10 protein-coding genes and 1 pseudogene are annotated in these 12246 nt (G+C 52.9%); 2 read left to right on the top strand and 9 right to left on the bottom strand.

Annotated elements, in window-relative coordinates:
• Positions 1-8: 8 nt before the first annotated feature.
• The 5 genes from OCV80_RS10470 to OCV80_RS10450 all read right to left on the bottom strand — a co-directional run bounded on the left by OCV80_RS10470 (position 9) and on the right by OCV80_RS10450 (position 5239).
• A complete protein-coding gene (locus OCV80_RS10470) occupies positions 9-854 on the bottom strand; it encodes an ABC transporter permease (protein ID WP_119311088.1) in 846 nt (281 codons plus the stop codon).
• Positions 851-1834, bottom strand: a complete 984-nt coding sequence (locus tag OCV80_RS10465; RefSeq protein ID WP_025544477.1) for an ABC transporter permease — start codon at positions 1832-1834, stop codon at positions 851-853. Before OCV80_RS10465 ends, OCV80_RS10470 begins: the two co-directional genes overlap by 4 nt.
• 147 nt (positions 1835-1981) lie before the next feature.
• Positions 1982-3553 carry an ABC transporter substrate-binding protein gene (locus OCV80_RS10460; RefSeq protein WP_119311089.1) on the bottom strand — a complete coding sequence of 524 codons (1572 nt, stop codon included), beginning with the start codon at positions 3551-3553 and terminating at the stop codon, positions 1982-1984.
• A 72-nt stretch (positions 3554-3625) separates the two neighbouring features.
• Positions 3626-4138: a nitroreductase family protein gene (locus OCV80_RS10455; protein WP_119311090.1), complete on the bottom strand. Its 513-nt coding sequence runs from the start codon at positions 4136-4138 to the stop codon at positions 3626-3628.
• 24 nt (positions 4139-4162) lie between these two features.
• Positions 4163-5239, bottom strand: coding sequence for an NAD/NADP-dependent octopine/nopaline dehydrogenase family protein (locus OCV80_RS10450; RefSeq protein WP_267288392.1), 1077 nt, complete (start codon positions 5237-5239; stop codon positions 4163-4165).
• A gap of 479 nt (positions 5240-5718) precedes the next feature.
• Here OCV80_RS10450 and OCV80_RS10445 point away from each other — a divergent pair, with 479 nt between their 5' ends.
• Positions 5719-6654: a LysR family transcriptional regulator gene (locus OCV80_RS10445; protein WP_267288391.1), complete on the top strand. Its 936-nt coding sequence runs from the start codon at positions 5719-5721 to the stop codon at positions 6652-6654.
• A gap of 735 nt (positions 6655-7389) precedes the next feature.
• Here OCV80_RS10445 and OCV80_RS10440 read toward each other — a convergent pair.
• The 4 genes and pseudogenes from OCV80_RS10440 to OCV80_RS10425 all read right to left on the bottom strand — a co-directional run bounded on the left by OCV80_RS10440 (position 7390) and on the right by OCV80_RS10425 (position 9638).
• Positions 7390-7665, bottom strand: a complete 276-nt coding sequence (locus OCV80_RS10440; RefSeq protein ID WP_136890698.1) for an aldo-keto reductase family protein — start codon at positions 7663-7665, stop codon at positions 7390-7392.
• A gap of 308 nt (positions 7666-7973) precedes the next feature.
• Positions 7974-8950 (bottom strand): annotated as a pseudogene (locus tag OCV80_RS10435) (transposase); the annotation flags it as partial.
• 156 nt (positions 8951-9106) lie between these two features.
• Positions 9107-9322 carry a DUF6514 family protein gene (locus tag OCV80_RS10430; RefSeq protein WP_021751290.1) on the bottom strand — a complete coding sequence of 72 codons (216 nt, stop codon included), beginning with the start codon at positions 9320-9322 and terminating at the stop codon, positions 9107-9109.
• Positions 9309-9638: a helix-turn-helix domain-containing protein gene (locus tag OCV80_RS10425; RefSeq protein WP_158629669.1), complete on the bottom strand. Its 330-nt coding sequence runs from the start codon at positions 9636-9638 to the stop codon at positions 9309-9311. Before OCV80_RS10425 ends, OCV80_RS10430 begins: the two co-directional genes overlap by 14 nt.
• A 379-nt stretch (positions 9639-10017) precedes the next feature.
• On the opposite strand from OCV80_RS10425, the gene cas3 reads away from it, so the two are divergent.
• Positions 10018-12168 (top strand): CRISPR-associated helicase Cas3', encoded by a 2151-nt coding sequence (gene cas3 / locus OCV80_RS10420; protein WP_119311095.1) that lies wholly within the window; start codon positions 10018-10020, stop codon positions 12166-12168.
• The last annotated feature ends 78 nt before the right edge of the window (positions 12169-12246 follow it).

Raw genomic sequence — 12246 nt, 5'->3', positions numbered from 1 at the left:
TTCACCGCTCACTTCTTCAATCTGGGGTCCAGGCAGTCCCGCAGGCCATCTCCTACAACGTTGAGTGCATAGACCACCACCATGATGGCAAGGCCGGGAATGACCGTGAGGTAAGGTTCTGTCCGGATGTACCGCCGGCCGGTGGACAGCATTGCGCCCCACTCCGGCAGCGGAGCCTGAATGCCAAATCCCAGGAAACTCAGAGCAGAAGCGGAAATGATGGCGCCCGCCATGGCCAGTGTGGCCTGCACGATCAGAGAGGAAATAGAATTGGGAAGAATGTGGTGGACAATGATACGCCAGTTATTGGCGCCGATGGCTCGGGCCGCCTCGACAAACTCCTGTTCCCGTGTTGACATAACTGCTGCCCGCACCACGCGCGCGAATTTTGGCGTAGAAGACAGGCCCACCGCCAGCATCAGGTTGAACAAGCTGGAACCCAGTGCCGTGACAATGCACATGGCCAGCAGCATCTGGGGAATGGCCATGAACAGATCCATACAGCGCATAATGATATTGTCCAGCTTGGGATAGTAGGCTGCCAGGACACCCAAAATTCCGCCTGTAATGACAGAAATTCCAACCGCCAGGAAGCCGATGGCCAGAGAATAACGGCTGCCATAGATCAGGCGGCTCAACTGGTCCCGGCCAAGGTTGTCTGTGCCGAAAATATGCTCTGCGCAGGGCGCGATCATGGCACGGCTGGCATCCTGATCATCATATCCGTATGGTGCGATCTGATCGGCGAAAATTGCGATGAGAACGAAAAGGATCAAAACGATCAGTCCCACCAGCGCCTGCTTGTTCTTTTTAAAACGTCTCCAGATTTCGGAGAGCATACTGTGATTTTTCATGCCGCCTTCTTCTCTCCTCTCTTCTTGAAACGGAAGAACCCGCTCTTGGAGCTCTCATACATGGTCTTCATGCGGGGGTCAATAAACGTGTAGATGATATCTACAATCAGGTTCAAAATGGCCGAGACAAACGCGATCAGCAGCACACATCCCTGCACGGCAGCATAGTCTCGGGCATTCATGGAATCCACCAGGTACTTTCCCACGCCATTGATGGAGAAAATCACCTCTGTGACAATGGAGCCGGCCAGCAGAACACCTAGCTGCAGCCCGATTACGGTGACAATGGGGATCATAGCATTTTTCAATGCATGGCTCAGGATTACCATCCAATAAGTCTGGCCCTTTGCCTTGGCCGTGCGGATATAGTCCTGCCGCATAACCTCCAGCATGGAGCTGCGGGTTGTCCGCATGATAGTGGCAGAGGAATTCACGCCCAGCGCAACCACCGGCATGATCATCTGCGTCCAGCTATTCCCGTAGCCCGAAGCCGGAAGCCAGCCCAGTCCAACGGAGAAAATCAGAATCAGCATCAGGCCCTGCCAGAACATCGGCATGGAAATTCCAAATAAAGCGCACCCTGTGCACAGAGAGTCCAGAATGGTGTTCTGTTTCAGAGCAGCTACGATTCCGAAGAATATTCCAAGTATAATGCCCAGAACAATGCTCCATGCGGAGATATTGAATGTTACAGAGAAGCGCACGAGAAGTTCGTTCAAAACCGGAGTTCTGGAGCGGTAGGAGATTCCAAGGTCCCCCTGAAACAGGCCCAGCAGTGTCCTTCCCAGCCGCTCCCAGTAGGTCCCGTTGATCCCCATCTCAATGCGGTATGCCTCAACAGCTTCCGGCGTGGCGTTATCTCCCAAGGCCAGATAAGCAGGATCACCAGGAGAAAAATAGAGAATTGTAAAAACAACAATGGTTACACCGATCAATATGGGAATGATCCATAAGATTCGCTTGATAATGTATTTCAGCATGGTTCGTTTTCCTCACTCAACCAGCGCGGCGCCCCGGAGGCCACCGCTTTTTTGTACTGTCATGTAAAAAAATAGGATGGGTGAATAATTGTTGTATTATCCACCCATCCCTTGGATCAAATCAAACCCTTAATCCGGAGAATCATTTTACGCGAAGTAGCAATACTTCAGCAGCGGAGCCTGGAATGCGCCATTGCGGAAGCCCTGCAGATCGCTGGTGTAGCAGTGGATATCCTCCTGCTGATAGATGGGAACGATGACACATTCATCCAGCACCTTCTGCTGGATTTCTGCATTCAGTTCGCTGCGCTTTGCAGAGTCCGCCTCCATAGCAGCAGCATCAATCAGGGCATCCATCTCAGGATCGCTGTATCCGAAGATGTTGTTGGCGTTATCGGTGTAGAAGAATCGGTTCGCATAGTCAATATCGCCGTTGGTGGCAGAGATGCCCCAGGTATAAATATCGAAGTTGTGCTCCACCTTCAAAGCCTGAGAGTTTGTGGCAGCGTCCAAAGCAACGATCTCCACATCAATACCGATCTGCCCCAGTGCATTGGCAAAGAACTCACCATAGGCCTGACGCACAGCCATGTGGCCCACGTGATATCTGCAGGAGAACCCGTCGGGGTAACCGGCCTCTGCCAGCAGTTCTTTGGCCTTCTCAAGATTATATTCATAGACCGGATAATCCACATGATAGGGAGAGTCCACATCCGCGATGGAATCAGGAATATTGCTGGGCAGCAGGCCTTCCGCGGGCTGACCGACGCCGTCCATGCAGACCTCCCATGCACCGTCAATATCCAGTGCATAAGCGATAGCCTGGCGGACACGGACATCGTCAAAGGGAGAATTCCGCAGATTGAAGCTCAGATAGCAGTTGTCCGTCGTATACTCACGGAATACCACAACATCAGAATTGGCCTCGGCAGCCTCGATATCCACGCCGGAAAGATTGTAGCACATATCTGCGCCGCCGGTCTCCACCTCGATGTAGCGGTTGCCATCTTCGGAAATCACTCTGAATTCCACATTCTTGATGGCAGGCTGGCCCTCCACATAGTAGTCGTCGAAGCCCACCAGACTCACGCTGCTGCCGATAGACCATTCGCCCCAGGTATAAGGACCGGTACCGATGTCCATATTGGCCCAATCCCCGTTTCCTTCCTCATATCCCTTCTGGCTGAACATCACGCAGGTAGGGAATGAGAGGTTGGCGATTACAGGCATATAGGGTTCGTCCATCACGATGACAAAAGTCCTCTCATCCACCGCATAGCTGTTTTCCAGATCCATATGGTCGGTAACAGAGGTGTTGGAGCTCTCCCGCAGGCAGCGCAGAGAGAAGAGGCAATCCTCGGCCGTCAAAGGCTCGCCGTTATGGCACATGACGCCTTCCCGAAGAGTCATTGTCAGCTCAGTGGCATCATCGTTGAATTCCCAGGATTCGGCCAGAAGCGGCTTGTACTCTCCTTCCGGCACTGTGCGCTCGATCAGGGTCTCGTAGACATTTGCCTTGATCTTCAAAGTATCATTGGTGCTGCTTCCGTTGATAGGGTCCTTGTCTGCCATATCTGCCTGAACGGCAATAGTCAGAGTATCTTTCGCCTCTCCCCCATCATCGCCGTTTCCGGCATCTTCTGTGCCGCCGCCACATGCAGTTGTCAACATGCAGAGACACAGCACGGAGGAAAAAATCCGCAGCAACTTTTTTTTCATAACATCTCTTCTCCTTTTTCATATTTTACAATCACCGGTTTTCACCGGAAACTGCCATTTTTGTTGCCCCCTTTAAAACCGGTCATAGCTGACGATTTCTTCCATATTCTTTTTTGTCTTCCGGGGGCTGTTGTCCGCACCATATCCGAGCGCTACCATAGATACGACCCGCGCAGATGCCGGAACATGCAGCAAATCTTTGACCGCATCTTCTCTAAATGCACAGATGATACACGTATCTAACCCCTGTTCTGCCGCTTCCAGCAGAGCAAATCCTGTGGCCAGAGACATGTCCACTACATAGCCATATTGCCCGCAGGGCATTACAAAATCTGTGCGGTCCGTAGCGCAGAACACCAAAAGTACATCTGCTTCCTCCACCATGGGCTGTGTCTCAGCCTGCTGGCGGATCTGCTGCTTCAAGGCACTGTCCCGTACCACGATCACCCGGATATTCTGATCGTTATGTCGGGAAGGCGTCAGGCGGACAGCCTCCAGAACTGCATTGAGTTTTTCCTGTTCCACCTTGCGGGGCAGATAGCTCCGCACACTTCTTCTAGCCTTCATGGCCCCTATGACATCCATGCCTTTTCCTCCAAAAGCCGCTGGTCAGCGGACCATCTCCTGAATCTCCTCCAGCGTCTTGCCGGCCATCCCCAGCTTTTCTGCGGTGCGTCCCTCTTTCCAGAAGTCCCGACCGCAGACAGCACTGGCGATATTGACAAAGGCGTCCATCATCGGGGTGGGGATGCCCAATGCATGGCCCACGGAAGCCAGAGGTACCAAGCCGGACATGGTATCCTCCACGATGAACCGGTGCTTGGTATTGGTCGGGTTGCGCAGAGCGCGATAGGATTCGATGCTCTGAATCAGATCATACAGGCTGTCCTTCGGCTCCAGCTTGTAGGTCTTGACCAGCATATCCCCCAGCGCCAGCGCATCCACGCCCAGCGCCCTGCATACAGCGACACGCTCCTTGTCGCAAGCGGAGATGATATCGGCAATATGTGGGGTGATTCCCTCCATGTAATAGTCGTAGCTCTGCCCCAGATCCATCTTGTTGATGTTCATGAGGCTGGGGATGGGGTGCAGCATGGCGCCGGCGCCCTCAAAGCCGGTCTCCAGCACATTGGCCGCAGGCTGCAGGCAGGGGAAGATGGGTCCCAGCACTTTCATCAGGCGGTCGATATCACTGGCGGGCAGTGTCGCCACCGGCACGTGGACCTTCAGGCCCGTGTGAAGGATATTGCCGACCTCATAACTGCGGCAGCCATACATCAGGTCCCCCGCCTCCGCAATGATAAGATCCTTGCCGCAGCCATCCTCGCCGCGCAGGATATTGGCGATCTCCAGAGCACCTCCGCAGTGGCCGGGATTCAGCATGACGATCTGCCCATCCTTCAGATAGGGCTTGCAGGCATAGGCGATGCTTCTATGGGCATCCGTAGTAGAGACGACCATGATCACGTCCACGTCATCCATGACTTCATCGATCCGGTCCGTAATAACCGCCGGTGCGGCCTCGCAGGCAATGACGCCGGTGACCTTGATTGTTTTGAGTTCCTGCAGACGATGGATTTTTTCCTTGTCGATGTCATACAGCTTGGCGATATAGCTCTTGCTGGTGAGAATGGCGGCCATGCTCTGTCCGCCTGCGCCCGCTCCGATAATCGCAAATTTCAACATCTTGATTCCCTCCACATTTCATTTTCCTATGGAATTTGAACAAACGTATTTTGCTTTGAAAAAATACCCAAGGGCGTTTCTCCTTAGGTGTTGTTTCCATTTCCAAAATTACCGCGGCTTCTATGCCTGATTGAAGGTGATCTCGTCAGCTCTTTTCCTGTCCGTACTGCTCCTCTCTGCAAACATTGTGTTTTTTGTCTGATCCTGTCCTGTTTTGCTTGTCTTAATTTTATCACATTGACAGGAAATCCGTTTATATGGTATTGTTAGTACTAAATATATGAATTTCATATCTTTACGGGCACACTTCAGGGAGACTGTCTCTCCCGGGCGCACGCCGGATCTCCTGTCCGACTTCCGCGTTTTTCCGGACTGTGACAGGACATTGGAGAGCAATCCCAAAGGCCCCTCAGCAAACTGGGCGGAAAATGCCGAGGCTGTCTAGGGGGGCATTATTATGTACGGAGGGAGGATCCAACATGACGTTCCAACAGCTCAGCTTCGTGGTAGAGGTCGCCAACTGCGAATCCATCAACAAAGCCGCCGAGCGGCTCTATACGTCCCAGAGCAATGTCAGCAACAGCATCAAGGCCTTGGAGGAAGAATTGGGAATCCAGATCTTCCTTCGAACCAAAAAGGGCGTTTCCGTCACGGAAGAGGGGCGGGAGTTCTTGAGCTATGCAAACGAGATCATAGACAAAAAAATTTTTGTAGAAGATCTGTATGCAAAGAGCCACTTCCGCAAGCAGTATTTCAGTGTCTCTTCCATGCGATCCTTCTTTCTCAGCACGCCCATCACAAGGCTTTGGCCGCAGATTTCAGACGGCCACGGCGGCTCTATCTATATCAGGCTGAAAAAACAGTCTTTTTACGATGTTCTGGATGATGTGCAGCACTGCCGCTCCGACCTGGGGATCGTCTTCCTGATGAAATCCCACAGTAATCGGATCACGCGGCTTTGCAGCGTAAAGGACTTGGATTACCATCTGTTGGGGGAGAGCCATATCAGCATCGTCACGAGAGCGGACCACCCCATTCTGCAGGCTCAGGAGACCGTTCCGGTGGAAGACCGTATGACGGACTATCCCTATGTGATTGCAGAAAACCACGAGAATTTCGGCAGATTTTACGATGATGATTCCGAGTCCATCTCTCAACTGTTTCAGTCTCCCCCAAAATGCATCATCTCTATTAACGACAGTGCTGCCAGCCAGGATATTGTGGCCCAATCCGATGCTTTTTTCATCAGTTCTACCCGCTGGCAGCATCCGCAGCACTACCATTTTTCCTCGGTCCCGCTTAAGGGAGAAGATAGTATCCTGGCCCATTATTATGTCACCAAGAAGAGGCAGACGCCTCACCCTTTGACCGCTCCCTATGTGGAAGAACTGAAAAAAATGTTCCATGGTCTTTAACGAGGATATTCCGACATACTGAGCAAACAGCGACATGGAGCAGCCTCCTTCCATCCTCAAATCTCCCCTTCCGAAACACTTCTCTGCCCAGTCTCGTCTCGGCCTCGCATCCTGTGCCTTTTATTACATAAAACCTGCTTGCTCCAGGCGGAGATTCAGAAACTGCTGATCCAGAGTATAACTTGGACCATCCTTGCTCATCCATACCCGGGATTTTTCTCAGATTTTCTTCTATAAAAGAATGATGAATGAGATTTTTTCTGGCGTGGAGGGTGTTCCGGACAGCTACTTTTCCCTGTGGATGACCGTTGGCCGCATCTAAGCGGGAACTCTGCTGGGCTATGGTATCTATGCGGCGATAGCCCCCCAGAATAAGGATGTCCTTCCGAGTCTCGTAAATACGGACAGCATCGTCCCCCCCCTGCCCTGTTCCGTAAAGAGTGGTCTATCCTTCAGCCCGTCTGGAGTTCCTGGCAGGCGCAGGATATGGATTTTACGGGGGCAATACACAGCAAGTAATTGGCTGGACATAGGAATATTTACACAGGTATTGAATAAGATCGGACGCCGCACCAATGGACTTTTGGTGCGGCGTCCCAATATATTCTTCAAAATGACAGCCCCGAGATAGATTTCTAATGTTTCTGAGCCAATTGTTTATGAATGTGTTTTGTCTGGGGACACCGGAAATTTTATATTTCCGCTTCTAACGCTTCTGCAACCGTTTCCAGCAGATCACGGGCGGAAGCCTCTGCGGGCAATTTTCTCCCGCAGGCCACAGCGGATGCAGTCGGATGCCTTTCTGTAAGTCTGGGGCAGAGCCGCATAATACGCCTCCTGGTTGGCAGTGTAGCCCGTGTTGTTCCCCAATCGCTCCGGATTTCTCATGCCGCTTAAAACAGTCAAAGCCCCGTCCAGCCCCGCAATGAGCCGGATGGACCAGGAGGAGGCCGGTCCGGCGGTCGCATCAGCTTGGTACAGCAGCACAGCGGCCTCCTCCGGTAAGTTCATCAGAGCACCTCCCTTCACCGGCTCCACGACCGCAATCTCTTTCCCGTATCTCCGGGCCACCTCATCGCACTTCCGGCACTGGAGATTGGGATCCCTCCCAGTCCGGACAGTTGCGCTGAAGCTGCACCAGCTCAACTATCTGGATGATCTTGGGGGATCTTCTCCAGGGCCTCCGCAGCTCTTCGGAAAGAACAACTGATATGCTGCGCCAACTCCTTGTCTCGCATTTCACGGGGAAACCGGAAGCTGCCAACTGGATCTGGTCCGGGAGCCGGATCGAACCATGACTGTGTGGTAAAAGGGATCGTCATGTAACCCTTGTCATGCTTGCCCTCAGAGCACTTTTTCTCTATGAATTGATGCGCAGCCTCGTTTACAGGGGCATTGGGGAGATATCCACCCATCAGCAGGAAAAGTTCTGTAACGAAGCGGAATTGCGGATGTAAATATCTATTTGACCAGACTGGTAAGGCGATGCATCAATACCGGCAAAAGCCACCGACGCCGTCTTGGAGTGGAAACGGCGGACATCGCCAATCTCCGCCATAAGTTGTGAGCCGAGCGATGGACCAACACCAAATATCCTCATCACCACGGGATATTCCGGGCGTGAAGATGCCCAAGATCGCATTTGCAGTTTTGCAGTTTCAGGGCGGCCAATGCTGCACAGGCCGTCCGGAGTTGAGAGACAGCCCGTTCTGCCAGAAGTCTGGCAGTATCAGTTTTCGGCATAACACCAAAGTGACTACGGGCAGAAGCATAAATATCCAATGCCCTATCTTCGCTGAAGTTGTAGCTATATTTCTTACACCACCTTTGGTATTTGGAAATAAATGCTTTTTCACATAAAACGCAAACGCACTCACAGTTCCAAAATGTCGCTGCGAAGTCCACCATTTCTCGCTGCCATCGGTACGCGGAGGGCTTGAAAACAGGCGGTTTGCGCCCGGAAAAGCTGTGTCTAACAGAGAGATCAGGTTGTTCTTCAACTTTTGAATACGGCTGGTATTGCCTGGCAGCAGTTTCTGCGCATCAATCAGGTATCTATACCTCGCCAAGATAAGCCAGTGGCCAAGACCGTCGTTTGCCGGTTTAATGGCATCCTTCTTGTCGGTCTTGGCACGGCGCAAATTGGCACCAGCGCTGCACTGACTGCCGAAGCATAGAATCCGGAGGCATTCAGCAGTCAGGCTTCCGGTAAATGATAATTACCCGTAGACTCCATTACAACACGGGGCTTGCCTGGCAGCCCGCGAAGCAGTGATCGTTCGCTGTCTGTATGTTGCCCCATTGTGGCTGAATCTTGGGAACGAATGAAGCACGTCTGACGGGTGTGCTTCACCCGTTGTAGTAGCGTCCAAATAGGAGAAAACTGGTAGGAGCCATTTCGATGGAATCGCTCCTGTAGAAAAGGCTAAAAACTTCAAGATATAACCGTTTTCTAAGAGATAAAATCAGAAACAACATCCACGAGATGCGGGGGAGAAAGCTGGCGGGCAGAACAGGATTCAGCTAGTTGATGGGCGGTTCCGTAATCGTTGGAAAAAGGGGCAGTAACTGCTACTGTAATCCAACTTCGGCCTATTTTTTCTTTAGCAAGAATGCCGTAAGATCTGGAAGATAAAGAATGTATCTTAAATACCTCATACTTGTACATGACCAGTCACCTCAGTATCCCCGGATTCTTTTGCTGCATGGGTATGAACAAGAGACTCCTGACGTTTAGATGCAGTTATTGGAGTGCCAGAGGCTTCCATCAGATCTTTCAGAAAGCTATTCATATCAATTTCGAGAAAGACTGCAAGTTTGATTGCGAGAAAAAAGCCAGGCATCTTCTTACCAGATTCAATTTTCTGAATCCATCCATGGGAGGTCCCAACCGCCTCTGCAAGTTGAGCCTGTGTCAGTTGAAATTGCGTACGTTTGAGAAGGACGTGCTTTGAAAAAATTCGTCGTAAAGTTATTTTTGTCATGGGAAAATCCCTCCTTATATAGAGGATTTTAACCATGAACTATAAAAATTTGGACGGACCTATAGTTCTTGTTGGATAGAGCAACAGAAAAACATCGGATTTTGTCGCAAAACACATAAAAGCAAGCCCGCTTCTAGCGAGCTTGCTTGCAGAGATAGATCACGTGTTAAACTGCTCTGCGAAATAGCAGTTTCGTCACCCAATGTCATCCAATTTTCACGTATTCTTGCCTGAGCCTCCTTGCAAGATGTCTCTATCTACTCCCCCTGTTTCATGGATGCTGCCGGAATCAGATATCCCTCTTGCAATACAACCAAGAAAATCATATAATAAATCTATAAATTGTGCATTTTATATAATTTCAGGATGTGGTTGCAGGATGGATACTTACGCCTATCTGGCCCATCTCACAGAAGACGGCCGGACCCAGACAATTCTGGAACATCTCAAAGGCACCGCGTCTCTGTGTTCCGCTTTCGCAGCTGCTTTTGACGCAGAGGCGCAGGGACAGCTGGCCGGTATGGCTCACGACATCGGAAAATACTCCGCTGCCTTTCAGCGGCGGCTCCATGGCGGGCCGAAAGTGGATCACGCCTCTGCCGGGGCTTTCGAGTGTCTGAAAGCTCAACAGCTGGCGGCTGCTTTTGCGATCTCCGGACACCACGGCGGCCTCCCCGACGGCGGCGGCCGGGGAGACGCCGCTGGCGCCGGCACCTTTTGGGGGCGCATCAATCGGGCGAGTCAAGGGAGGCTGGAGGACTATCATGCCTGGCAGAGTGAATTCTCCCTGCCTCATGCAAATACCCCCGCATTTGCGGGAACAAGGCTGGAGGGGATGTTTTTCACGCGGATGCTCTTTTCCTGCCTGGTAGATGCAGACTACACAGATACGGGCGCGTTTATGGACAACAGCCCGTATCTGCCAGCATCGTCCTCCTCTATGGAGGAATTGTGGCGCCGCCTGGAAACCTATGTCTCCGGCTGGTTTCCCCCAAAAGGCGCTCTGAACATGCAGCGATGTGTGATTTTGGAACAGTGCATGTCGGCGGGGGCACAGTATGGACCAGGCCTCTTCACGCTGACAGTGCCCACCGGCGGAGGAAAAACCGTGGCATCCCTGTCCTTTGCGCTGGCGCAGGCCAAAGCCCGCAGGATGAAGCGAATCGTTTATGTGATCCCCTACACATCGATTATCGAGCAGACTGCCCAGGCCTTTCGGGAGATTTTGGGTGATGAAAATGTTCTGGAATTTCACTCCGGTGTGCAGTTCGACCAGCAGGAGGACGATGCATCCAGTCCGGAGGCCGTTCCGCTGACCCGGTCTGTGGAGACGTGGGATGTTCCTGTAATCGTCACCACAGCAGTCCAATTCTTTGAATCCCTTTATGCCTGCCAGCCTTCCAAATGCCGGAAGCTCCACAACCTGGCCCAGAGCGTCCTGATCTTTGACGAGGCCCAGATGCTCCCCCTCCCCTATCTGCGACCCTGTGTCTGGGCGATTGCCCAGCTGGTCCGGCACTACGGCGCTTCCGCTGTTTTGTGTACCGCCACTCAGCCCGCTTTGGACCCCATTTTTCAGGAATTCGCTCCGGAGATCCCCATCCGGGAGATTTGCCCCATGGCCGAAGCGCACTGGGAGTCCTTCCGCCGGGTTTCCTTCCAGCAGGCAGGAACGCTGTCCTGGATGGACCTGGCCGCCCGCCTGCAGCAGCAGGAGCAGGTTCTGTGCGTCGTCAACACCCGCCGGGCCGCGCGGGAGGTCTTCCACCAACTGTCCGGTCCAGGCAATTTCCATCTCTCCACCCTGATGTACCCCGCGCACCGCAGGAGAATTCTGGATGAGATCCGCCGGCGCCTGCGGGATGGGCTGCCCTGCCGGGTGGTCTCCACCTCTCTCATCGAGGCCGGTGTCGATGTGGATTTCCCAGCCGTCTATCGGGAGCTGTCCGGTCTGGACTCCATCCTCCAGGCCGCTGGGCGGTGCAACCGGGAGGGCAAGCGCCCTCCGGAGGACAGCATCGTCACCATCTTTCAGGGAGAAGATCCACCTCCCCGTCTGTTTGAGACCTCCATCGGCGCCGGGAAGATCGTCCTGGATCACTGCCAGGACGTCAGTTCCCGAGCGGCCATACACACCTATTTCTCCACGTTGCTGGATTTGAAAGGCGCGGAAGCTCAGGATGCCCACCACATCCTGCCGCTGATGGAATCGGAGTTCTTCCCCTTCCGCACTGTGGCGGAGCGATTCCACCTGATTGAAAGCCCCACCACAACCGTGTACCTTCCTCTGGAGGAGGGCGCCGGACTTGTGGAATTGCTGCGGAGCGGTCAATACAGCCGCACACTGTACCGCCGCCTGGGGCAATACGGCGTGTCGGTCTATCCGCAGCATTTAGCGGCATTGGAGCAGGCAGGGGCGCTGGAGCATCTGGAGGACGGCTCCGTGGTCCTGCGGGATATTGGGCTGTATACACAGACTACCGGGCTGACTCTGGAGCCCAGCGGTGGAAATGCCCTGTTCATCGGATAGGCCGGAGAATCCATTGAAATACCTATACCAAAATCTGTCTATGGAGCGGTACGCTGCTCCACCCTTCCACAAACGAAA

Source organism: Oscillibacter acetigenes (assembly GCF_025567605.1).
GTDB classification, from domain to species: Bacteria; Bacillota; Clostridia; order Oscillospirales; family Oscillospiraceae; genus Oscillibacter; species Oscillibacter welbionis.
Note: the sequence above shows the minus strand (reverse complement) of the source record. Positions and strands in the feature narration are given on the sequence as shown.